The organism is Actinomadura vinacea (assembly GCF_039532545.1).
Taxonomy (GTDB): domain Bacteria; phylum Actinomycetota; class Actinomycetes; order Streptosporangiales; family Streptosporangiaceae; genus Spirillospora; species Spirillospora vinacea.
In genome coordinates this window covers 530568-553500 of sequence record NZ_BAAARW010000002.1, presented here as the reverse complement: position 1 = coordinate 553500, position 22933 = coordinate 530568, and the positions used below count along the sequence as shown (strand labels likewise).

Here is a 22933-nt window from a genome sequence, read left to right as displayed (position 1 = left end):
CAGTACGGCGCGAACAGCCCCGAGAACGCCGGCACGAAGTACACGCCGCCGTTGTCGTCGACCTCGCGCGCCAGCGTCTCGCTCTGCGCCGCGCCCGAGATGATCCCCAGCTGGTCGCGCAGCCACTGCACCGCCGACCCCGTCACGGCGATCGAGCCCTCCAGCGCGTACACCGGATCCTGGTCGCCGAACCGGTAGCAGACGGTGGTCAGCATCCCGGCCTTGGACCGCACCAGCTCGGTGCCGGTGTTGAGCAGCAGGAAGTTGCCCGTCCCGTAGGTGTTCTTGGCCTCGCCGGGCGCGAAGCACACCTGGCCCACGGTGGCGGCCTGCTGGTCGCCCAGGTCGCCGGACAGCGGCACCTCGCCGCGCAGCGGCCCGGACGCCCGGGTCACCCCGTACGGGTCGGGCGCCGACGACGGCCTGATCTCCGGCAGCATGGCGCGCGGGATGCCGAAGAACGACAGCAGCTGGTCGTCCCAGTCCAGGGTCTCCAGGTGCATCAGCATGGTGCGGCTGGCGTTGGTGACGTCGGTGACGTGCACGCCGCCGTCGACGCCGCCGGTCAGGTTCCACAGCACCCAGGTGTCGATGTTGCCGAAGAGCGCCTCGCCGCGCTCGGCGGCCTCCCGGACGCCCTCGACGTTCTCCAGGATCCACTGGATCTTCCCGCCGGAGAAGTAGGTGGCCGGCGGCAGGCCGGCCCGGTGCCGGATGATGAGGCCGCGCCCGTCCCGCTCCAGCGCGGCGGCGATCCGGTCGGTGCGGGTGTCCTGCCACACGATCGCGTTGTAGTACGGCCGGCCGGTGCTCCGGTTCCACACGACCGTGGTCTCGCGCTGGTTGGTGATGCCCAGTGCGGCCAGGTCGTGGTGGTGCAGGTTCGCCTGGTTGAGGGTGGTCTGGATGACGGCGCGGGTCCGCTCCCAGATCTCGGTGGGGTTGTGCTCCACCCACCCCGCCTGCGGCAGGATCTGCTCGTGCTCCAGCTGGTGCCGGGCGATCTCGTTGCCGCCGTGATCGAAGATCATGAACCGGGTGCTGGTCGTGCCCTGGTCGAGCGCTGCGACGAAGTCGGGCATCGGGCCACCCCTTTCTGCCGGGTCGGGTCAGGAGGCCGGGTCGTATTCCGGCTTGTGCTCGTCTTCGGGGCCCGCCGCCTCCTCCGGCGGCAGGTGGCGGCCGACCAGGAGCAGGTAGAGGCCCGCGCCGATCACGCCGCCGATCAGCGGCCCCGCGATCGGCACCCAGTAATAGGGATCGCCGTACTGGTCCCGCCACGCGCTGTCGTAGCCGGTGAGGTACTGGGCCAGCCGCGGGCCGAAGTCGCGGGCCGGGTTGATCGCGTAGCCGGCGTTGGTCCCCCACGCCATCCCGATCCCCACCACCAGCAGGCCGATCACGATCGGGGTGAGGTTGGCCAGCGGCGGGTTGTTGCGCAGGTCGGTGAGGGCCATCACGACGAACAGCAGGATCGCGGTGCCGATGATCTGGTCGCGGAACCCGCCCCACATGCTCACCGGCAGCACGCCGTTGCCCGGCAGGGTGGTGAAGACGCCCTGGGTCTTGAGCGTGTGCCCGGGGTCGGCCTTGGCCAGCACCTCGGTGTAGTTCCAGCGCACGATCAGCGCCGCCACGAACGCCCCGGCGAACTGCGCCAGGATGTACGGGGCCACCTTGACCCAGGGCAGCCGTTTGTACGCCGCCAGCGCGAGGGTCACGGCGGGGTTGATATGGCCGCCGCTGAGCCGGGCGGCGACGTACACCCCCATCGTGACGCCGATGCCCCACGCCCAGGCGATGCTGTCGTGGTCGCCGAGCTCTCCGGCCACGACCTGCGCGACCACTCCGACCCCGAACAGGATGAGGATCATCGTGCCGGCGAACTCCGCGGCCATCTCACGGACCAGCGGAGGAAATCCCAGTCGTTCCGCCATCTCTCCTCCTCGGCGGTCCGGCCGATCTCACGGCCGGATGGCGTCGGAACGCGCCGAGAAAGGGTCAGGTACGGTGTGGCGTCCCCGGCCCCCGCGAAGGTGCGCTCACCTCCGGGAACATGCCCCACGGCGTCGCCTTCCTAGCGGACCGTGACGATCTTTTTGCGGACCCGATGGACAGGGCCACACTCGGTGCCCGGAGAGTGACCGCAGGTAGCGGTGGGCGGCGCCGTCGCGGCAGGGCCGCCCACCCACCTGGGGCGTGGCTCGACCTGTCAGCGTCCCGTGAGCAGCGTGCGTACCGCGATCGCCGTGTCGTCGTCGACACCGGCCGCGGCGAGCGCGCGCTCGACCCCCGCGCCGTCCAGCAGCGGGCGGGCGGCGGCCACGCGCAGGGCGGCGGCCTGGGCCAGCCCCGCGTCCTCGGTCAGCACGGCCGCCGCGCGCGTGGCCGGCAGTGCGTCGTACCAGCGCAGCCCGACCCTCTCCCGCCCGCCGGCGGTCAGGTCCCCGTAGACGCGCAGCCGGGCGAATCCGCCGTCGGGGTAGACGTCGACCCGGATCTCGCGCACCGGCGCGGTGGGCGGCACCCGGTACACGTGCCGGGTGTCGGGCTGCAACCGGGTCCGCGGCAGCAACTCCGTGCCGCCGTCGCCGGTCAACCGGAACCAGCCGGGTGCGTTGCCCTTGAAGTGCGTCGTGTCGATCTCCACCTGGCGAACGATGCCCTCTTCGACCAGCCGCACGTTGACCCAGTCGTTGCCGCCGCCGCGGCGGCGCGCGGTCTCCCAGCCCTCGCCCATGACCCGGGCCTGGCCGGGCAGCAGCAGGTTGTTGGGGGCCGAGTAGAACCTGTTCGAGCAGTCGGTCACCACACCGCCGTTCTGCAGCGCGGCCAGGTCCAGCGGGATCCCGGCGAACCACCGCGGGTCTGGCAGCACCTCGCCGTGCACCCGGAGCCGCGCGACACCCCCGTCCGGGAAGATGTTCAGCCTCACGTGGGTGAACCGCTGCCCGGACGTCGCCGCGAACACGTTGCGCGTGTCGCCCGCGAGCGGTGAACGCGGCACGACCTCGACCCAGTCGGCCGCGGCCAGCTCCTCGGGCGAGGGGTAGCCGGCGACCGAGGCGGCCTCCACCGAGCACGCCTCCGGGTAGTTGCCGGTGAAGAACGCGGTGTCCACCACCACACCGCGGATGACGCCCGGCGTGCCCAGCCGGACGGTCGCCCAGTCGTGGCCGTGGTCCCGGCGGCGGCGCGTCTCCCAGCCGTCGTACACCTGGCCCTTGTGCCCGAAGGTGTGCGGGGTGAACACCGCGGGCTCGGGCTTGATCAGGTTCTCCCGTTCGGCGAAGAACTCGTCATTGGCGGCGACGACGCCGCCGCCCAGGTTTCGCGCGGCCAGATCGGGCAGTTCGGTGAAGTCGGTCATCGTCTCTCCTCGGTGGCCCGCGATCAGCGTGCCGCCGGTGATACTAGGTCACCTGCCGTGATAGGCGGCTAGTGGCCGCGGAACGCCTCTTCCAGCCACCATGACGGGGCGCCGGACGTCACCTTGGCGTCCACCACCATCGGACGGTCGCGCGGCCCGGCCAGCCAGTCGGCCACCGCGCCCAGGTCCTCGCGCTTGCGGACGGTGACCGCCCGGCAGCCGAAGCCCTGCCCGATCGCGGCGAGATCGGCGGGCGGGAAGGTGACGGTGCCGAGCGGGTGGCCGTCCGGGCCGAAGTGGTGCACCTCCGCGCCGTAGGCCTCGTCGTCGTAGACCACCACCAGCAGGCCCAGGCCCAGGCGCACCGCGGTCTCCAGCTCGGCGATCGACATCAGCGCGCCGCCGTCGCCGAGCGCGGCCACGGTGAGCCGGTCGGGACGGGCCAGCGCCGCGCCGATCGCGGTGGCCAGGCCGAGCCCGACCGACTGGAACGCCTGGGTGAACACCAGCCCGTCGGCGTCCGGGACGTCCAGGAACATCGCGGGATAGCCCATGAAGTTGCCGGAGTCGACGGCGACGGTGCGCTCGGCGGGCAGCAGGTCGTCCAGGGCGATCGACAGCGTGCGCGGGTCGAGCCGGGACCCGTCGGAGTCGTCGTCGTAGGGGTGGTCGCGCCAGCGGCGCTCGCGCGACAGCCGCTCCGCCAGGCCGGACGAGCGGTAGCCCGGGGAGGCGTGGTCGCGGGCCTCCAGCTCGGCCGCGGCGGCGCGGGCGGTCTCGGCCACGTCCCCGATCAGGCTGAGGTCGACGGTGCGGTGCGCGCCGAGCGCCTGCGGGTCCAGGTCGACCTGGACGACCGTGGCGCCCTTCCCGACCAGGGCGCCGTGCCTCAGCGTCCACATGTTCAGCGACGCGCCCCAGCCGACCAGCAGGTCCGCCCCGGCGATCAGCTCGGCGGCGGCCGGGGTGGCGAACCCGCCGCTGACGTCCAGGTCGTAGGGGTCGCCGAGGAACATCCCGCGGGCGACCGCCGAGGTGGCCAGCAGCGCGCCGCAGCGTTCGGCCAGGGCCCGCAGCGGTTCCCGGGCGCCGCTGAGCCGGGCGCCGCGCCCGGCGATGAACACCGGGCGCTCGGCCGCGGCCAGCGCGTCGGCCAGCCGCGAGATCGCGGCGGGCGACGGCACCGGCAGGAACGGCACCCGCGCGGGAGAAGCGAAGACGTCCCGCGGCGGCGCGGCGGCGGGCGTGGAGCGCACCGCCGGGCGGGGCACGGGACGGTCCACCGCCTCCGCGCCGGTGTAGGCGGCGGCCTGGACGTCCAGCGGGAGGCCGAGGACCACGGTGCGGCGCTCGGCCACGGCCGTGCGGCAGGCGCGGGCGACGTCGGCCAGCGCGGTGCGCGGCGAGTGCACCCGTTCGGGGACCGCGCCGACCCCCGCGGCCAGGGCCGCCTGGTCGACGCGGAAGTTGGAGCGCACCGCCCCCGCGGCGACCTCGCCGGTCAGCACCAGCAGCGGCGTGCGGCTCTTGGCCGCCTCGGTGATCCCGGTGAGCGCGTTGGTCAGCCCCGGTCCCTGGTGGACCGACAGCACGCCGAGCCCGCCGGAGACCCGCGCGTACGCGTCGGCCATCGTGGCGGCGCCGCCCTCGTGCCGGGCCGCGACGAACCGCGCGCCCCCGGCGATCAGGGCGTTGGTGACGTGGAAGTTGCCGCTGCCGACCACGCCGAAGACGGTGTCCGCGCCGAGCCGGACGAGCGCGGCGCCCACCGCCTCGGCGACGGTGGTCGCCCGCTCCGTCATCGTTCCACCAGCGCCAGGACGCGGGCGGGGCTGCCGGAGCCGCCGACGATGGGCAGCGGGGCGGCGACCAGGACCGCACCGCGCACCGGCAGCGCGTCGAGGTTGCGCAGCTGGGTGAGGCCGTACTTGCCCGCGCCCAGGAAGTAGGAGTGGCACGGGAAGGGCGGCTCGAAGGAGTGCGCGGCGCCCGCGTCGGTGCCCACGGTCTCCACCCCCAGCCCGATGATCGGCGTCTCCTGCGCCAGCCAGCGCGCGCATTCGGCGGAGATCCCCGGCGTGTGCGGGCCGTTCTCGTCGGCGTTGAGGAAGGTGTCCTGGTCGGCGCCGCGGGCGTCCCAGCCGGTGCGGTAGAGCAGCCAGCCGCCCTCGGGCAGCGGGCCGTGCCGCTCCTCCCACTCCCGCACGTGGTCGACCTGGAGCAGGAAGTCGTCGTCGGCGCTCACGTGCGCGGAGGCGTCCAGCACCACCGCGGGCGCCACCAGGCGGCGCGGCGCGACCTGCGAGACGTCCTCGCCGTCGCGGCCGGTGATCCAGTGCACCGGGGCGTCGAAGTGGGTGCCCACGTGCTCGCCGGTCCGGATGTCGTTCCAGTACCAGGCCGGACCGCGGTCGTCGTAGCGGCTGATCTCGCTCAGCGAGAACGGCACGGTGTTGGCGAACGGCTCGGGCAGCTGGAGGATCGGCGTCGACTCCGACAGCGGCGCGGTCAGGTCGACCACCTCCGCCGATCCGTCGGCGAGGGCGGCGAGCAGTTCGGCGAGCACGGACATCGGTGTTCCCTCCACGGGCACGGGGCGGCGCTGCCCCGAACGTACCGGGTGATCGTGTGCCCGGCCACAGAACCCGGCACGCGGATCGTCGCACACGCGCCTTCGCTCTCCGGAGTCATCCGCGCGCGACCTGGGCATGATCATCAGCACTGATGATCATGCCCGGGAGGTCCACGTTGCGCCGCAGAGCACTCGCCGCCGGAGCCGTCGCCGCCGCGACGGCTCTGGTCTTCAGTACCGCACCCGCCGTCCAGGCCGGTCCGCCGCCCGCCCCGCCGTCCAGGGCCACCATGGAGGCGACGCGGGGCTTCGACATGCTTCACCCGTCCCGGCACCCGGTGGTGCTGCGCGACGCGCCGCGCAGGCTGAACGTCACTTACACCCACAAAGGGCGGAAGCGCACGCTCGAACAGTTCCTCGCCACGACCGGCACCCAGGGGTTCGTCGTCCTCGACGCCGCCCGCGGCCAGGAGGTGGTCTTCGAACGCTACTCGCTGGCCGACCGCGACACCCGCTTCCAGTCGTGGTCGGTGGCCAAGTCGTTCACCTCCGCCGCGGTCGGCGTCGCGCTGGGCGAGGGTGCGATCGACTCCATCGCCGACCCGGTCACCAAGTACCTGCCGGAGCTGGCCGGGTCCGGCTTCGACGGCGTGTCCATCCGCGACCTGCTGCGGATGTCGTCCGGCATCGCCTGGAACGAGTACTTCGACGTGCCGCCCGTGCACGTCGCCGCCAGCCTCGGCTCGCCGCTTCCGGCCATGGCCAAGCTCCGCAAGCGCGCCTGGAAGCCGGGCAGCCGGTTCGAGTACACCTCGATGAACTCCTTCGTGCTGGCCTGGCTGGTCAGCCGGACCACCGGCGTCCCCTACCACCGGTACGTCGAGCAGAAGCTGTGGCAGCCCGCCGGCATGGAGGCGACCGTCCAACTGGGCAACGACTCCAACGGCAACAGCATGGGCTACTGCTGCTACTACGCCACCGACCGCGACTACGCCCGGTTCGGGCTGCTCTACCTGCGCGGCGGCAGGGCCGACGGGCGGCAGGTCGTACCCGAGTCGTGGGTGAGGGAGTCCACCCGGCCGTCGGCCTCCTTCAACAAGGACTACGGCCTGCACTGGTGGGTGGGCGAGAACGGTGATTTCATGGCCACCGGCCTGGCCGGGCAGCACATCTACGTCTCCCCCAAGCGCGAGGTGGTCATCGTGAAGTCGACGCTGGCGACGATCATCGGCGAGGACGAGACCGAAGCCGCGTTCCGCGCCGTGGCCGCGGAAGTGGCCCGCACCCGCGCGTCCTCAAGGCCGGGGGTCCCGCGGTCATGATGGCCCGCGTGCCGCGGGCCGCGCCGCCCCTGCCCGTTCCGGAGCCGCGAGCCGCGGGCAGGGCACCGGGACGTACTCGATGACCTCGTCGGCGACGGCCCTGGCGCCGCGCTCGTACCGCTCGCGCAGCCGGTGCAGCACCTCCTGGGCGCGCACCGCCGGCCACTCTTCCGGCAGGTGCTCGACCGGCAGCCGCGGGTCGACCCGGACCAGGCCGAGCCACTCGGTCATCATCCACAGGAAGCGGGCCAGGTCGTCGGGCGCGCCGGGAAGCGGCTCGGGACGGTCCCAGCGGTCCAGGAACGCGCGGTATCCGGCGGCCAGCCCGTCGAGGTCGAACGCGTCCCGGATCATCGCGCCCACGTCGGTCGGCTCCTCGGCGGTGCCGTGGAAGACCTTGACCCGTCCGGTGAGGCCGAGGTCCTCGCCGCCGGGCGCGATCACCTGGTCGACCCCGACCAGGGACGGGGCGATCCAGATGCCGTTGCCCAGCGGGCCGAAGCCCGCCCAGACCAGTCGGGAGCGCAGGTCGTGCCGCTGCCGCTGCCACGACTCCGGCATGGAGAACGACAGCACGGTCCAGCGGCCGTCCCAGTCGTCGTTGACCGCGCCGCGCCGCCACACCCGCGCCTCGCCGTCCAGCAGGATCCGCTCCGAGCGGCCGGTGAGCCCGAAGTGCATGCGGCGGCCCCGCCGGTGACGCGCCAGCAGCCCGCGGCCGGCCATCCGGGTGAGGGTCGAGCGGATCGCGTGCTCGCCCACCCCCAGGCGCCCGAAAACCTCGATGAAACTGCCGGAGAACACCGCGATGTCGCGCCTCAGGACGTAGTTTCCCAGAAAGGTCAGCATCAGCGACTGGGGCCGCGGGGACGGGGCGGGACGGTCCAAGGATTCGGCTCCCATGCGGTCAGGGTAAGGGCGTGGCAACGATGTTGTGCAGATTATTGACTGCTGCAATTAATCCGCCTATTTTCGCACTACTCCAGCCCCGCCCAGCACACCGGTCTCAGCCCGTTTCGCCCCGACTCCTGATCGTTGATCCAGGGAGCTCCGATGCACAACGAGGGACTCGGTTCCTGGCCCGCCCGCCGGGCCCGCAAGACGCCCCGCCGCACCGCCCTCGTCCACGACGGCCGGACCCTCGCCTACGCCGACCTTGACGAACGCGTCACCCGCCTGGCGCACGGTCTCCGCTCGCTCGGGGTGCGGCGCGGCGACCGGGTCGCCTACCTCGGCCCCAACCACCCCTCGTTCCTGGAGACGCTGTTCGCCGCCGGGGCGCTGGGCGCGGTGTTCGTTCCCCTGAACACCCGGCTGGCCGCGCCGGAGATCGCCTACCAGCTCGCCGACTCCGGCACCTCGGTGCTCGTCTGCGGGCCCGCGCACGCCGGGCTGGCGGACGAGCTGCGCGCCGGGGCGCCGGTCCGGTCCTTCGTCGCGGTGGACGGCGCGGGCGCACAGTACTTCCAGGACTACCAGGACCACCAGGACTACGAGGACCTGCTGGCCGGGGGCGCCGCCGACCGGATCGACGAGGCGGTCGGCCCGGACGACCTCTGCATGATCATGTACACGTCCGGTACCTCCGGGCGCCCCAAGGGCGCCATGCTCACCCACGGCAACATCATCTGGAACGCGGTCAACGTGCTCATCGACCACGACCTGGTCGCCGACGAGGTGGCGCTGGTGTCGGCGCCCCTGTTCCATACCGCCGGGCTGAACATGCTCACCCTGCCCGTGCTGCTCAAGGGCGGCCGGTGCGTGCTGGTCGCCGGGTTCGACCCCGAGGCCACCTTCGACCTGATCGAGAAGCACCGGGTCACGTTCATGTTCGGGGTGCCGACGATGTTCCAGCAGGTCGCCCGCTCACCCCGGTGGGAGGGCGCGGATCTGTCGTCGCTGCGCATCCTCACCTGCGGCGGCGCGCCCGTGCCGCCCACCCTCATCGCGGCCTACGGCGAGCGCGGGCTGACGTTCCTGCAGGGGTACGGCATGACCGAGGCCGCGCCCGGGGTGCTGTTCCTGGACGCCGAGCACGCCGAGAGCAAGGCCGGGTCGGCGGGCGTGCAGCACTTCTTCAGCGACGTGCGAGTGGTCGCGCCGGACGAGCCGGGGCTGCGTCCCACCGGGCCCGGCGAGATCGGCGAGGTCGTCGTCCGCGGCCCGCACGTGTTCCGCGGCTACTGGGGGCTGCCGGCGGAGAGCGCCGCGGCTTTCACCGACGGCTGGTTCCGCAGCGGCGACGCGGCCCGGGTCGACGAGGACGGGTACGCCCACATCGTCGACCGGATCAAGGACATGTTCATCTCCGGCGGGGAGAACGTCTACCCGGCCGAGGTGGAACACGCCCTGCTCACCCATCCCGACGTGCTGGAGTGCGCGGTCATCGGGGTGCCCGACGACGAGTGGGGCGAGGTCGGCCGCGCCGTCGTGGTGGCCCGTCCCGGCTCCGCGCCGACCGCCGAGGACCTGCTGGCCGCACTGGCCGGACGGCTGGCCGCCTACAAGATCCCCAAGTCGGTGGTGTTCACCGGAGCACTGCCCCGCAACGGTGCCGGCAAGCTGCTCAAGCAGCCGCTGCGCGCCGACTTCGGCAACCCCTGAGCAGGCCCGGATCCACCCCCGAATCCACGTCCGGACCGACCGAGAGAAGGTGCAGAGCACCGTGGGCAGAATCTTGACCGGGGTAGGGAGGGTGCCTAGATTCAGGAGGCGCCCGGTGAGCCGCGCCACTTCCCCGGAGGTAGCCGTGCGACGTCCCGCCCCCCGCCGATCCCGTGAGAGGGCGGCACCGCTCCGCGCGGTGGCGCTGGTCTCCGTCCCCCTCCTGCTCTCCCTCGCCGCCGCCTGCGGCGACTCCTCCGGGGGCGGCTCCGGCCCGATCAAGGTCGGGCTGATCACCTCGCTCACCGGCAACTACGCGCCGCTGGGCACCGAGGACAAGAAGGCGGTGGAGCTGGCCGTCGAGCAGTTCAACGCCAAGGGCGGGGTGCTCGGCCGCAAGATCGAGATCGTGTTCCGGGACGACAAGACCCAGCCCGACCAGGCGGTGCTCGCGCTCAACGCGATCAAGCGCGACGTCGACGCCGTGCTCGGCCCGGTGTTCTCCAACTCCGCGCTGGCCGCCGAGCCCATCGCGCAGCGCGACAAGATCCCCTACCTGTCGCTGGCGCCCGCCACCGAGCAGGTCAAGCCGATCAAGTCGTACGTGTTCGTCACCCCCGCGCTGTCGGCCATGTACGCCGAGCGCTACCTGCAGTACTTCCAGCACGAGAAGATCACCAAGATCGCGGTGGCGCACGACAGCAAGAGCGGCTATTCGGTGGCCGGGCACGAGTCCACCCTCCAGCTCGCCCCCAAGTACGGGGTGCGGGTGGTCAAGGACGAGTCGTACGAGACCACCACCGGCGACTTCAGCCCGATCTTCACCCGGATCAAGGACTCCGGGGCGCAGGCGTTCCTGTTCTGGGGCACCGGCGCGCCCGGCGTCACGGTCACCAAGCAGTACGTCGCGTCCGGTGTCAGAATCCCGCTGATGCTCACCGCGTCCCAGGCCAGCACGCTGTGGCTGAAGCCGGTGGGCGCGGCCGCCGAGGGCATCACCGTGCAGAGCGCGATCGGCGTGGTCGGCGACCATCTGCCGGCCGGCCCGCAGAAGCAGATCATCGACCAGCTGGCCGGGCCGTACAAGCGGAAGCACGGCTACGCCCCGCCGCAGTTCGCGCAGGACGGCTACAGCGCGGCGCTGCTGCTGTTCGAGGCGATCAAGAAGGCGGGCGGCACCGACGCCGCGAAGGTCCAGAAGGCGCTGGAGACCATGGACCTGGTCACGCCCAACGGCCGGTTCCGCTACTCCGCGACCGACCACTCCGGCCTGTCCCCCGAGTACATCTCGGTCAACACCGTCAAGAACGGCCAGTTCGTCCCCACCGACTGGGCCAAGGAGCAGCTGGCCAAGACCGTCGGCGGCGGGTGAGGGGGTGCTCCGGCTCGAAGGGGTCTCCCGCCACTTCGGCGGCGTCTACGCCGTCCGCGACGTCGACCTGACCGTCGGCCAGCGCGAGCTGCGCGGCATCATCGGCCCCAACGGCGCGGGCAAGTCCACGCTGTTCAACCTGATCGCCGGGCATCTGCGCCCCGACCAGGGGACGATCGCGCTGCGCGGCCGGCGGCTCGGGCGGCTGCCCGCGCACTCCCGGGCGGCGCTGGGCATCGCGATCGTCTTCCAGGCCGCCCGGGTGTTCCGCGGCATGTCGGTGCGCGAGAACGTCATGGTCGGCGCGCACGCCGGCACCCGCGCCGGGTTCTGGACGGCCGCGCTGCGGCTGCCCGGGCACTTCCGGGAGGAGCGGCTGATCCGCGCCAGGGCGGACGCGGCGCTGGCCAGGGTCGGCCTGTCCGGCTGGGCGGACCGTCCGGCCGAGTCGCTGCCGCTGGGCCAGCAGCGCTCGATGCAGCTGGCCCGCGCGCTGTGCGCCGAGCCCGAGCTGCTGCTGCTGGACGAGCCCGCCTCCGGGCTGCGCGCCGCCGAGCGGGAGGCGCTGGCCGACCTCATCGCCGAGCTCCGCCGGGCCGGGCTGACGATCATGCTGGTGGAGCACGATGTGGCGATGGTGACCCGGCTGGCCGACCGGATCACGGTGCTCGACCTGGGCCGGGTGATCGCCGACGGCGCCCCCGAGGAGATCCGGTCCGATCCGCGCGTCATCGCCGCCTACCTCGGCGAAGAGGTCGCCACGTGATCGAGGTCGAGGAGCTGACCGTCCGGTACGGGTCGGCCACCGCGCTGGACCGGGTGTCGCTCACCGTGCGCGAGGGCGAGATGGTCGCCCTGGTCGGCCCCAACGGCGCCGGGAAGTCCACGCTGGTCGACACCCTGTCGGGGATCGTGCCGCCCGCCTCGGGAACGGTCCGGGTCACCGGCCGGTTCGCGCACGTGCCCGAGGGCCGCCAGCTGTTCCCGGACCTGACCGTGGAGGACAACCTGCGGCTGGGCGCCTGGCGCGTCAAGGACCGCGACACCGCCGCGGTGTACGAGCTGCTGCCCGGCCTGAAACGGCTCCGGGACCGGCGCGGCGGCACCCTGTCGGGCGGCGAGCAGCAGATGGTCGCGGTCGGCCGGGCGCTGATGGCCCGGCCCGAGGTGATCGCGGTGGACGAGCTGTCGCTGGGCCTGGCGCCGCTGGTCATCGCCGATCTGGCCCGCCATCTGCGCGAGCTGAACGCCGAGCACGGCACCGCCGTGCTGCTGATCGAGCAGAACGCCCGGCTGGCCTTCGACCTGTGCTCGCGCGCATACGTCCTGGAGGCCGGGCGGATCGTCGCCGAGGGGCGCTCGGACGAGCTGGCCCGCAGCCCCGAGGTGGAGGGCGCCTACCTCGGCGGCCCCATCCAGGAGTCCCATGAGTGACTTTCTGAGTTACCTGATCAACGGGCTCGCGGTGGGCTGCGGGTTCGCGCTGATCGGCAGCGGGCTGGTGGCGATCCACCGGGTCACCCGGGTGGTCAACTTCGCCCAGGCCATGTTCGCCGTCGTCGCGGGGCTGAGCGCGTCCTCGTTCCTGGAGGCCGGCCTGCCGCACGGCGTCGCGGAGATCGCCGCGGTGGCGGTCGCGGTCGGGGCGGGGCTGCTGGTCGGGCTATTGGCGATCGGCCGGCCCGGCACCTCCCCGCTGTCCTCGCTCATCATCACGCTCGGCATCGGCATCCTCGCCTACGCCGTCGAGGTGATGATCTGGGGCGACCAGCCGCGCTCGTTCCCCGGGCTGCGCGGGTCGTTCACCATCGCGGGCGCGACCGTGCAGAAGCAGTACCTGCTGGTCATCGCGGTCACGGCGGTGACGTTCGCGGCGCTGGCGCTGTTCTTCGGCCGCACCTACGCGGGCAAGGGGCTGACCGCGTGCGCGTCCAACCCGTACGCGGCCCGGATCGTGGGCATCGACGTGCGGCGGATGGGGCTGCTGGCGTTCGGGCTCGGCGGCGCGCTGGGCGGCATCGCCGGGGTGCTGGTGACGCCGCTGCAGCCGATCTCGTTCGACTCGGACGTGACGCTCATCGTCAACGGGTTCGCCGCGGCCGTCTTCGGCGGGCTGCTGCGCCCCGGCGCGGCGCTGGCCGGCGGGCTGGTGCTGGGCGTGGCGGAGGCGATGGTGGCCGGGTACGGCAAGGCGTCCTACCAGATCGAGGTCGCGCTGGGCCTGATGCTCGCCATCATGATCTGGCAGGCCGTCCGCACTCCCGCGCTGCAGGAGGAAACCCCATGAGCGGAGGGCTGCCGGGCCTGCTGGCGCGGCTGCGCGGGCAGGGTGAGGAGGCCGGGATCCGGCTGCCGCACCTGGCGGGGCTGTTCGTGCTGACCATGGTGCTGTCGGCCACGCTCGGCGAGGGCCGGCTGTCGGTGTTCATCCTGCTGGGCCTGGCCGCGATGGTCACCGTCGGGGTGTCGCTGCTCATGGGGTACGCCGGGCAGGTGTCGCTCGGGCAGGCCGCCTTCTACGCGATCGGCGGCTACACCGCCGGGCTGACGAGCGTGCACGGGATGCCGCGGCTGCTCGGGCTGGCCGCGGCGCCGCTGGTGGCCGCCGCGTTCGCGGTCGTCATCGGGATCCCGCTGCTGCGGCTGCGCGGCCACCACCTGGCGTTCGCGACGCTGGCCACCCAGCTCATCCTCCTGTCGCTGGCGGGCGAGCTGGGCTTCCTCGGCGGCAGCATCGGCCTGCAGGGCATCCCGCGGCTGGGCGCGGGCTCGGCGGAGCTGGAGAGCGACCGCGGGTACGCGTTCATCACCTGGGCCGCGGTGGCGGTGGTGGTGCTGATCGCCCGCAACGTGATCGAGTCCCGGCAGGGACGGGGCCTGCGCGCGCTGGCGACCAGCGAGGTCGCGGCCGAGTCGGCGGGCGTGGCCGTGGGCCGCGCCAAGCTGGCGGTGTTCGCGCTGTCGGCGGCGTTCGCCGGGCTGGCCGGCGGCATCTACGCCTACTACGTGGGCTACATCGCGCCCGGCTCGTTCCCGGTGCTGCTGTCCATCGAGTACGTGGTGATGGCGGTCGTCGGGGGGCTGGGCACGATCTGGGGCGCGCTGGCCGGCGCCACCGCGATCACCCTGCTGGTCCAGCTGCTCAACAACGTCGGCACGATGGAGGGAATGCCGAGCTACGCGCCGAGCGTGCTGTCCTACGCGGTCTACTCGGTGCTGCTCATCGCCGCCGTGCTGTTCATGCCCGGCGGCCTGGTGCCGGCCGTGCGGGCCCGGTTGTCCTCCCGGGCATCGGGAGCCGCTTGAAACGAGAGGGAGCATCATGGCCCTGAGAGACACGCCGCCGTTCCGGGCGGACCACGTCGGGAGCCTCCTGCGGCCGCGGGAGCTGCTCAGCGCCCGCGCCGACCACGCGGACGGCAAGATCAAGGACGAGGAGCTGCGCCGGGCCGAGGACGAGGCGGTCCGTTCGGTGGTGGCGGCCCAGCGCGCGGCCGGGCTGCGGTCGGCCACCGACGGCGAGTTCCGGCGCACCTCGTGGCACATGGACTTCATCTACCGGCTGGGCGGGATCAGCCCCGCCGACGAGAAGATCAAGGTGCGGTTCCACAGCGGCAAGGGCGACATCGAGTTCACCAGCGCGGCGCTGCGGGTGCACGACCGGATCCGGCTCGAGGAGACCGTCTTCGCCGACGACTTCGCCTACCTGCGCGACCTGACCGAGGGGACGGGCGTCACGCCGAAGCTGACGATCCCCTCCCCCAACATGGTCCACTACCGGGGCGGCCCGGCCTCGATCGACACCTCGGTCTATCCGGACGTCGAGGAGTTCTGGTCGGACCTGGCCGCCGCGTACGCCGAGCAGGTCCGCCGGGTCGGCGAGCTCGGCTGCCGCTACCTGCAGTTCGACGACACCAGCCTGGCCTACCTCAACGACCCCGAGCAGCGCGCGATGATCAATGCGCGCGGGGACGACGCCGACCACCTGCACCTGCGCTACATCCAGCAGATCAACGGCGCGCTGGCCGGGCGGCCGGAGGGCATGCGGGTCACCACCCACATGTGCCGGGGCAACTTCCGCTCCGCGTGGACGGCGCAGGGCGGCTACGACTTCGTCGCCGAGGCGCTGTTCGGGGAGTTGCAGGTGGACGGGTTCTTCCTGGAGTTCGACGACGAGCGCTCGGGCGGGTTCGAGCCGCTGCGGTTCGTGCCGGAGGGGAAGACGGTCGTGCTCGGGCTGGTCACGACCAAGACCCCCGTCCTGGAGAGCAAGGACGAGCTCAAGCGCCGCATCGAGGAGGCGAGCCGGTTCGTGCCGGTGGAGCGGCTGTGCCTGTCGCCCCAGTGCGGCTTCTCCTCCACCGTCGAGGGCAACGAGCTCAGCTACGACCAGCAGATGGCCAAGCTGGCCCTGATCGTGGAGACCGCGGCGGAGATCTGGGGCTGAAACAAGATCGAGGATCTCGACAACACCACCCCCTGGGAGGTTAGGCTTACCTAATAACGCGTGATCGGAGGGACCTATGGCGAACGAGCCGGCGCGCAGGCGTCCGCTGAACACCGGCACGGTGCTGCGCACCGAGCGGCTGACCCCGCACATGATCCGGGTGGTGCTCGGCGGCGGGACCCTGGCGGGCTTCGGCGCGGGAGAGTACACCGACCACTACGTCAAGCTGCTCTTCCCGCAGCCGGGGGTGACCTACCCCGAGCCGTTCGACATGGAGACGATCCGCGCCGAGCTGCCGCGCGAGCAGTGGCCCGCCACCCGCACCTACACCGTGCGCGCCTGGGACCCCGAGGCGGTCGAGCTGACCATCGACTTCGTCTACCACGGGGACGAGGGCCTCGCCGGCCCCTGGGCCGCGGCCGCGCGGCCGGGCGACGTGCTGCGGTTCATGGGGCCGGGCGGGGCGTACGCGCCCAGCCCGGACGCGGACTGGCACCTGCTGGTGGGCGACGAGAGCGCGCTGCCGGCGATCGGGGCCTCGCTCGCACGCGTCCCGGAGGGCGCCCCGGTCCGGGTCCTGCTGGAGGTCGCGGGAGCGGAGGAGCGGCAGGACCTCCCCACCCCGGGCGACGCCGAGATCGTCTGGTTGCACCGCGACGGCGGCCAGGTCGGCGACGCCCTCGTGCCTGCGGTGCAGGGGCTGGAGTTCCCCAAGGGGGACGTGCACGCGTTCGTGCACGGCGAGGCGAACTTCGTGAAGCGGCTGCGCCGCCATCTGCGGGTCGAGCGCGGCCTGCCGATGGAGCGGCTGTCGATCTCCGGCTACTGGCGGCGCGGCCGGGACGAGGACGGCTGGCGGTCGTCCAAGCGCGAATGGAACCGCCAGGTGGAGGAGGAAGAGGCCAAGGCCCTGGCCTGACGGCGGCCGATCGCCACCGCTCAGGCGGTGGCCTCGCCCTCGGCCGGTCCGGGGAGGGCGCCGTCGGCGTCGCCCGCGGCGAAGCCGGGCAGCCAGCGCTCGGCCTCGGCGCGGAAGGCGCCCTCGGCCTCCAGCTGGCACAGCACGCCGCCGCAGCCGGTCAGCGCGCGGGTGACGGCCATGTACTGCGGCGGCACCCGCAGGTGCCGGGCCAGCCCGCCGGGCCGCATGTCGGTGGCGACGCCGAAGCCGCGGGCGGTCTCCTGGCGCATCCACTCGCGGGTGTAGCGGAACCGCTCGGTGGAGAACGGGAAGGCGTGCGCGGACACCAGCGCGGCCAGCTGCTCGGGGTCGACCTCGCCCTCGGGGGCCAGGAAGCCCTCCTCGCGCATCGCCTCGACCATCTCCTCGGGGGTGCCGAGCGTGCCGATCCGCAGCAGCCGCCCGATCGACCACTGCAGCTCGGCCGGGACGCGGGCGGCGCCGCCGAAGTCCATGACCCCGAGCCGGCCGTCGTCCAGCATCCGGAAGTTGCCCGGATGCGGATCGATGTGGATCATCTCGCAGCGCGCCGGGCCGGACAGCAGGAACCGGAACAGCAGCAGTCCCGCCCGGTCGCGCAGCTCCTGCGGGCCGTCGGCGATCACCTTGGACATCGGGGTGCCGTCCAGCCACTCGGTGACCAGCACGTGGCCCGACTGGGCCACCACGGCGGGAACGGCGAAGTCGGGGTCGCCGGCGTAGGCGGCGTGGAAGGCGGCCTGGGCGCGGGCCTCGTCGTCGTAGTCGAGCTCCTTCTCCAGGCGCCGCTTGAGGTCGGCCACGAGGGGCTTGACCTCGACGCCGGGGAACAGCGGGTTGATCATCCGGCTGAGCCGGGAGATCTGGTTGAAGTCGCTCATCAGGGCCTTGCCGGCGCCCGGATACTGCACCTTGACGGCGACGGTGCGGCCGTCGTGCCAGACCGCCTTGTGCACCTGGCCGATGGACGCCGCCGCGGCGGGCCGGTCGTCGAACTCGGCGAAGCGCTCCCGCCACTCCTTCCCCAGGCCCTCGGCCATGACCTTGTGCACGGTCACCGCCGGCATCGGCGGCGCGGCCTCCTGCAGCCTGGTGAGGCTGGCGCGGAAGGGTCCCGCCACCTCCTCGGGCAGCCCCGCCTCGAAGATCGACAGCAGCTGGCCGACCTTCATCGCGCCGCCCTTGAGCTCGCCGAGCACCCGGAAGAGCTGGTCGGCGGTGCGCCGCTGGACCTCCAGCGCCACGGTCTCGGCGGGCCGTCCGAAGGTGCGCTTGCCCAGGCCGAGCGCGGTCCGCCCGGCGAATCCCAGGGGGAGCGTGGCCAGCTTGGCACCACGCGTCACGGCACGGCGGGGGATTTCGCTCACGCATTCAGTACTACCAGCATTGGACGGCGTCCGTAAGTGCTCCGCGTTCACCTTCTGACATGTCACTAATGACATGTCATCATCGATAGATATACTTCGGAAAATGAGCCTTCGCCATGCCGTGCTGGGGCTGCTGGCCGAGCTTGACCGCGCCAGCGGCTACGACCTGCTGAAGACGTTCGAGATCTCCCTCGCCAACGTGTGGGTGGGCACCCAGAGCCAGATCTACGGCGAGCTCGGCAAGCTGACCGCCGACGGCTTCATCGAGGTCCTGGAGGAGGGGCCGCGCGGACGCAAGGCGTACGGGATCACCGAAGCCGGCCGGGCGGAGCTGCGGCAGTGGCTGCTGGAGACCGAGCCGCGCAACGTCCGCCGGGACGAGGCGCTTCTGCGGGTCTTCTTCCTCGGCCAGCTGGAGCCCGAGCAGGCCGTCGCATACCTGCGCAAGCAGGCCGAGCACGTGGGCGGCTGGGAGGAGGAACTGGACGGGGTCGAGCGGAGGGTCCCCTGGGACGACGGCAACCTGTCGAGCTACGGCCGGGTCGCGCTCGAATACGGCCGGCGCTACACCCAGATGCGCCGCGAGTGGCTGGAGTGGGCCGTCCAGCAGGTAGGGGAGCGGCAGCGCTGAACCGCCTCAGGCCGTGTCACGAACCGCCTCAGGCGGCGTCGCCGGACGGGCGCAGCAGCAACTCGATGACCTCCAGCGCGGTCTCGATCTCCGGCTCGCCGCCGCCCAGGTAGTGCGCGTACATGAAGGAGTCGGAGATCCGGACGATCGCCTGCGCCAGGGTGCGGGTGGGCAGCGCCACGCGCAGGGCGCCGCGGTCGATCTCCCGCTGCAGCTCGCGGGTGAGCAGCGCGATGGCGCGCTCCTCGACCGGCCCCGGCGTGGTGGCCAGCCGGACGAACAGCCTCGGCTCGCGCTCGGTGAACGCCTTGAGCGGCGCGGCGTCCACCACCGCCCGCATGAACCGGTCGAGCGCGTCGAGCAGCCGCTCTGGGCCGCTGCCGCGCACCTCGCGCAACGCGACCCGGTAGGTGGCCTCGGTCATCTCCGCCAGGACCGTTCCGAGCAGCTGCTCGCGCCCGCCGACCCAGCGGTAGAGGGTGGCGCGGCCGACCCCCAGTTCGGCCGCGAGCGCCGACATGTCGATCGGGTCGCCCGCCAGGTAGTGCGCGATGGCCGCGGCGACGGCCGCGTCCGGCCCTGCCGCGCGTCCGCCGCCGGCACTCCGGTCGCCTGTGACCGAGGCGCGTCGAACCCGACTCACCCGCAAAGCATCGCACAGTCCGGCGGGCTCGGCCGAGGGAAAAAGCAAAGGTCGCCCGGTGTGCAGGCTGCTTGACGGCGGCTCCGCACGCGGTCAGCACGGCCGTCAGCACGGCGCTTCCGGGGGACGCCAGCCGCGTCGCCAGCGCCCGCAGCGTGCCGAACTCGGTCCCGGAGTCCACGGCCAGCGACCGGCTGGCCGCCCGCAGGAAGGCGTCCAGCTTGAACGGGCTGGTCAGCGTGCCGGAGCTGACCGCCTTCTCGGCCAGTGCGCGGAGGAAGGCGTGCCCGGACGTACCGGAAAGGCCGGGCGGGAAACGCGGGAAAAGGCGGTCAGGCGAACGCGACGAAGGCGGCCGCGCCGACGACGGCCAGCGCCGCCACCACGGCGGCCGTCACCACGAGCCATCGCCGCCGGGACGGCGCGGGCGCGCCCACCGCGTCCCTGGCCCCGCCCGACCTCTCTTCGGTGCCCTCGGCGGCGCTCTCGTCCGTGTCCCGCACGCCGCCCTGCCCGGTGCCGGGCCCGGTGCCGCTGGAGGGCGACGGAAGCGAAGGCTGCGAGGACGGCGCCGCCCGCCGCGGCCCGCCGGCCGGTCCGTCCGGCAGGGACAGCAGGAGCCGCCCCGTCCGGGCGGTCTCGGTGAAGTCCAGCAGCCGGTGGCCGAGCGTCTCGGCGTCCGGACGCTCCCCGGGGTCCTTGGCCAGGCAGCCCTCGATCACCGACCACAGCGCCGCCGGCAGCCCCGCGACCGGCTCGGGTGCCTTGGTCAGGTGCGCGTTCATCACCGCGCCGAAATGCTCGCCGCGGAAAGGAACCCGGCCCGCGACCAGCTCGTACAGGGTGACCCCGGCCGCGTAGACGTCGGCGGCGGGCCCGAACGGATGCCCCTCCAGCGTCTCGGGCGCCAGGTAGGCGGGGGTCCCGGTGATCCGGCCCGCCGAGGTGACCGTGGTGTCGTCGAAGACCCGGGAGATGCCGAAGTCGGCCAGCCGCACCGGCCAGGAGGGGCGCTCGTGGTCGAGCAGCACGTTGGCGGGCTTGAGGTCGCGGTGCACCATGTCCGCGCCGTGCACCGCGGCCAGCGCCGCGCAGATCTGCGCCATCAGCCAGGCGGAATCGACGGGGGGCAGCTTCCCGCCGCGGCGCAGCCGGTAGCCGCGCAGGTCCTCACCGCGGACCAGGTCCATGACCAGCGCCAGCCGGTCCCCCTCGACGATCATGTCGTGCACCGCGACGATCCCCGGATGGCGCAGCCGGATCAGCGCGTTGCGTTCGCGCACGAACCGGGTGAGCGCCGCCGGATCCCCGGCCAGTTCCGGCCGCAGCAGCTTGATCGCGTACACATCGCCACTGGCATGGTCGTGGCCGCGCCACACCACGCCCATGCCGCCTTCGCCGATCGGCTCGTCCAAGCGGTACCGGCTGCCGAGCGGCGCCCCGTCCTCGCTCATCCCGCCCCCGCTCCAAGGTGATCGCGTGCCCCCGAAGATGCGGCACGGCTCCAGGGCCGCGCTGCCCGGCGCGCCCTGCGATCACGACATTAGGGGAATCGGGTCAACCCGAGGTCACGGTGCCGCGGGAAGGCCCACGTAATTCTCCGCGAACGAGGTCGCGGCGGCCTCGGAGGACACCACGTACTCCAGGTGCGAGCGCTGGAGGCGGCGGGCGAAGTCGTCGGCCGCCGGGTCGGCGTGCAGCAGCGTCGTCATCCAGTACGAGAAGTGCTCGGCCCGCCACACCCGGCGCAGGCAGGACGCGGAGTAGCCGTCCAGCGGCGCCTCCGAGCCGGAGGCGTAGCGCTCGGTGAACGCCGCGGCCAGCATGGTCACGTCCGACACCGCGAGGTTGAGGCCCTTGGCCCCGGTCGGCGGGACGATGTGCGCGGCGTCCCCGGCCAGGAACAGCCGGTCGTGCCGCATCGGCTCGGCCACGAAGCTGCGCATCGGGGTGATCGCCCTGTCGGTGATCGGGCCCTCGCGCAGCTCCCAGCCGTCGCCGGTGGCGAACCGGGCGGCCAGCTCGCTCCAGATCCGCGCGTCCGGCCAGGCGGCCAGGTCCTCGTCCGGCGCCACCTGGAGGTAGAGCCGGCTGACCTTGGACGAGCGCAGGCTGTGCAGGGCGAAGCCGCGGTCGTGGTTGGCGTAGATCAGCTCGTCGGTGGACGGCGGCACGTCGGCCAGCACGCCCAGCCAGGCGAACGGATAGTCCCGGACGAAGGTCCGCAGGCCCGGCACCGCCGGCCGGCTCACCCCGTGGAAGCCGTCGCACCCGGCGACGTAGTCGCACTCGAGCGTACGGGTGCGGCCGTCCTGGACGTAGGTGACGCCGGCCGCCGCCGGGTCGATCTCCACGACCCGCGCCTCGAACCGGACGTCGCCGCCGTCGGCCAGCCGGCGGGCGACCAGATCCTTGACGATCTCGGTCTGGGCGTAGACGGTCACCGTGCGGCCGGTCAGCCCGGTCAGCGGGATCCGGTGCCCGGTGCCGCCGAACCGCAGCTCCAGCCCGTGGTGCACCAGGCCCTCGCGGTCGAGCCGCTCCCCCACGCCGCTGCCGCGCAGCACGTCGGTGGTGCCCTGCTCCAGCATCCCGGCGCGCTGCCGGTGCTCGACGTACCGGCGGTCGCGGCTCTCCAGCACCACCGAGGCGATGCCCTGCCGGTGCAGGAGGTGCGACAGCAGCAGTCCCGCCGGCCCTCCGCCCACGATCGCGACCTGGGTGCGCATGGTGCCTCCTCCTGCTCCCGAGCTGCTCCCGGTCCGGGCTTGTCCCGAACGATCCTCGCGGGCATCGGCGCAGGCTCAGGGGCTGACTTTCCGTTCATCGGAAGGCAGGTCGTCGGGCCGGGGCCCCGGCTCCCCGCCCGAGCCGCCGCGCCAGTGCACGGCGACGTCCCTGGACAGCGCGCGGGCCGCGGTGGCCAGCGGCGGCAGCAGCCTGCGCATGTCGGCGCTGCGTGTCCGGGACACCAGCGACAGCGCCGCCACGACCGCGCCCCGGCCGTCCCGCACCGGCGCGGCCGCCGAAGCGGCCCCCGTCGTCATCTCGTCCCGGGTCAGCGCGAACCCGTTGCGGCGCACTTGCTCCAGGCAGCGGCGCAGCTCGCCGGGATCGGTGATGGTGCGGGCCGCGTGCCGGGGCAGGCCGGCGGCCAGGATCTCCTCTCGGACGTCCTCGGGCGCGTACGCCAGCAGCACCTTGCCCACGCCGGTGGTGTGCAGCGGGAGGGTGTTGCCGACCTGTGTGACCGTCGGCACCGACCGGGTGCCGCGCAGCCGCTCCACGAACAGCGCCCGGCCGTCGCGCAGCACGGCCAGTTGCACGTTGTCGTGCGTGGCCTCGTACAGGTCCTCCATGTGCGGCAGGGCCAGCTCGCGCAGCCCGGTGACGGCCGGGGCCTGGCTGCCGATCCGCCAGAGCCGGGTGCCGATGCGGTACGTGCCGTCCGGCACCCGTTCCAGGAAGCCGCCCGCCACCAGCTCGCCGACCAGGCGGTGCCCGGTGGCCAGCGGCAGCCCGGCGCGCCGGCAGATCTCGCTCAGGTTGAGCCGGACGCCGCCGAGCGCGAACGCGTCCAGGATCGCCATCACCTTGCCCGCCACGCTCGGCGGACGGCCGCGGCCCGGCATCCGGTCTGGCACCCGGTCTGGCACGCGCTCTGG

Annotated in this window: 21 protein-coding genes; 10 read left to right on the top strand and 11 right to left on the bottom strand. The window is 73.0% G+C overall.

Annotation, left to right across the window (positions count from 1 at the left end; all coding sequences use genetic code 11):
- The 5 genes from glpK to ABD340_RS04445 all read right to left on the bottom strand — a co-directional run.
- On the bottom strand, nucleotides 1–1082 hold a 1082-nt coding region (glpK, locus tag ABD340_RS04465; protein WP_344587132.1), incomplete at its 3' end, for a glycerol kinase GlpK.
- A 27-nt stretch (nucleotides 1083–1109) separates the two neighbouring features.
- A complete protein-coding gene (locus ABD340_RS04460; protein ID WP_344587131.1) occupies nucleotides 1110–1937 on the bottom strand; it encodes an MIP/aquaporin family protein in 828 nt (275 codons plus the stop codon).
- Between the two features lie 275 nt (nucleotides 1938–2212).
- Entirely contained in the window at nucleotides 2213–3370 is a 1158-nt protein-coding gene (alc, locus tag ABD340_RS04455; RefSeq protein ID WP_344587130.1) for an allantoicase, read from the bottom strand.
- A 68-nt stretch (nucleotides 3371–3438) separates the two neighbouring features.
- Nucleotides 3439–5172, bottom strand: coding sequence for a thiamine pyrophosphate-binding protein (locus ABD340_RS04450; RefSeq protein ID WP_344587129.1), 1734 nt, complete (start codon nucleotides 5170–5172; stop codon nucleotides 3439–3441).
- Nucleotides 5169–5942 carry a cyclase family protein gene (locus tag ABD340_RS04445; RefSeq protein ID WP_344587128.1) on the bottom strand — a complete coding sequence of 258 codons (774 nt, stop codon included), beginning with the start codon at nucleotides 5940–5942 and terminating at the stop codon, nucleotides 5169–5171. The genes ABD340_RS04450 and ABD340_RS04445 overlap by 4 nt, the downstream gene beginning before the upstream one ends.
- A 152-nt stretch (nucleotides 5943–6094) precedes the next feature.
- Between ABD340_RS04445 and ABD340_RS04440 the strand changes: the two genes are divergently transcribed.
- Nucleotides 6095–7264, top strand: a complete 1170-nt coding sequence (locus ABD340_RS04440; protein ID WP_344587127.1) for a serine hydrolase domain-containing protein — start codon at nucleotides 6095–6097, stop codon at nucleotides 7262–7264.
- Here the strand turns inward: ABD340_RS04440 and ABD340_RS04435 are convergent.
- Nucleotides 7259–8167: a PaaX family transcriptional regulator gene (locus tag ABD340_RS04435; protein WP_344587126.1), complete on the bottom strand. Its 909-nt coding sequence runs from the start codon at nucleotides 8165–8167 to the stop codon at nucleotides 7259–7261. The two genes, ABD340_RS04440 and ABD340_RS04435, sit on opposite strands and share 6 nt — an antisense overlap.
- 150 nt (nucleotides 8168–8317) lie before the next feature.
- Between ABD340_RS04435 and ABD340_RS04430 the strand changes: the two genes are divergently transcribed.
- From ABD340_RS04430 to ABD340_RS04395, 8 genes are all read left to right on the top strand, one after another.
- Nucleotides 8318–9868, top strand: coding sequence for an acyl-CoA synthetase (locus ABD340_RS04430; RefSeq protein ID WP_344587125.1), 1551 nt, complete (start codon nucleotides 8318–8320; stop codon nucleotides 9866–9868).
- Nucleotides 9869–10067: 199 nt separating this feature from the next.
- On the top strand, nucleotides 10068–11240 hold the full coding sequence (locus ABD340_RS04425) for an ABC transporter substrate-binding protein (protein WP_344587124.1): 1173 nt from the start codon (nucleotides 10068–10070) through the stop codon (nucleotides 11238–11240).
- A gap of 4 nt (nucleotides 11241–11244) precedes the next feature.
- On the top strand, nucleotides 11245–12006 hold the full coding sequence (locus ABD340_RS04420; protein ID WP_344587123.1) for an ABC transporter ATP-binding protein: 762 nt from the start codon (nucleotides 11245–11247) through the stop codon (nucleotides 12004–12006).
- Nucleotides 12003–12674, top strand: coding sequence for an ABC transporter ATP-binding protein (locus ABD340_RS04415; RefSeq protein WP_344587122.1), 672 nt, complete (start codon nucleotides 12003–12005; stop codon nucleotides 12672–12674). Before ABD340_RS04420 ends, ABD340_RS04415 begins: the two co-directional genes overlap by 4 nt.
- Nucleotides 12667–13527 carry a branched-chain amino acid ABC transporter permease gene (locus ABD340_RS04410; RefSeq protein WP_344587121.1) on the top strand — a complete coding sequence of 287 codons (861 nt, stop codon included), beginning with the start codon at nucleotides 12667–12669 and terminating at the stop codon, nucleotides 13525–13527. The genes ABD340_RS04415 and ABD340_RS04410 overlap by 8 nt, the downstream gene beginning before the upstream one ends.
- A complete protein-coding gene (locus ABD340_RS04405; RefSeq protein ID WP_344587120.1) occupies nucleotides 13524–14546 on the top strand; it encodes a branched-chain amino acid ABC transporter permease in 1023 nt (340 codons plus the stop codon). Before ABD340_RS04410 ends, ABD340_RS04405 begins: the two co-directional genes overlap by 4 nt.
- A gap of 16 nt (nucleotides 14547–14562) precedes the next feature.
- Nucleotides 14563–15687, top strand: coding sequence for a 5-methyltetrahydropteroyltriglutamate--homocysteine S-methyltransferase (locus tag ABD340_RS04400; RefSeq protein ID WP_344587119.1), 1125 nt, complete (start codon nucleotides 14563–14565; stop codon nucleotides 15685–15687).
- A 76-nt stretch (nucleotides 15688–15763) separates the two neighbouring features.
- A complete protein-coding gene (locus ABD340_RS04395) occupies nucleotides 15764–16606 on the top strand; it encodes a siderophore-interacting protein (protein WP_344587118.1) in 843 nt (280 codons plus the stop codon).
- A 20-nt stretch (nucleotides 16607–16626) separates the two neighbouring features.
- Here ABD340_RS04395 and ABD340_RS04390 read toward each other — a convergent pair whose 3' ends face one another.
- A complete protein-coding gene (locus ABD340_RS04390; protein ID WP_344587117.1) occupies nucleotides 16627–17994 on the bottom strand; it encodes an ABC1 kinase family protein in 1368 nt (455 codons plus the stop codon).
- 103 nt (nucleotides 17995–18097) lie between these two features.
- Here ABD340_RS04390 and ABD340_RS04385 point away from each other — a divergent pair, with 103 nt between their 5' ends.
- Entirely contained in the window at nucleotides 18098–18625 is a 528-nt protein-coding gene (locus tag ABD340_RS04385; protein ID WP_344587115.1) for a PadR family transcriptional regulator, read from the top strand.
- Between the two features lie 28 nt (nucleotides 18626–18653).
- Here ABD340_RS04385 and ABD340_RS04380 read toward each other — a convergent pair whose 3' ends face one another.
- The 4 genes from ABD340_RS04380 to ABD340_RS04365 form a co-directional block, all read right to left on the bottom strand.
- Nucleotides 18654–19268, bottom strand: a complete 615-nt coding sequence (locus ABD340_RS04380) for a QsdR family transcriptional regulator (protein ID WP_344587114.1) — start codon at nucleotides 19266–19268, stop codon at nucleotides 18654–18656.
- 332 nt (nucleotides 19269–19600) lie between these two features.
- The gene (locus ABD340_RS04375) at nucleotides 19601–20722 is read right to left on the bottom strand and encodes a serine/threonine-protein kinase (RefSeq protein ID WP_344587113.1); all 1122 of its coding nucleotides are present in this window, start codon (nucleotides 20720–20722) and stop codon (nucleotides 19601–19603) included.
- A gap of 114 nt (nucleotides 20723–20836) precedes the next feature.
- Nucleotides 20837–21997 (bottom strand): 4-hydroxybenzoate 3-monooxygenase, encoded by a 1161-nt coding sequence (locus ABD340_RS04370; protein WP_344587112.1) that lies wholly within the window; start codon nucleotides 21995–21997, stop codon nucleotides 20837–20839.
- Between the two features lie 75 nt (nucleotides 21998–22072).
- On the bottom strand, nucleotides 22073–22924 hold the full coding sequence (locus ABD340_RS04365; protein WP_344587111.1) for an IclR family transcriptional regulator: 852 nt from the start codon (nucleotides 22922–22924) through the stop codon (nucleotides 22073–22075).
- Between the last annotated feature and the right edge of the window lie 9 nt (nucleotides 22925–22933).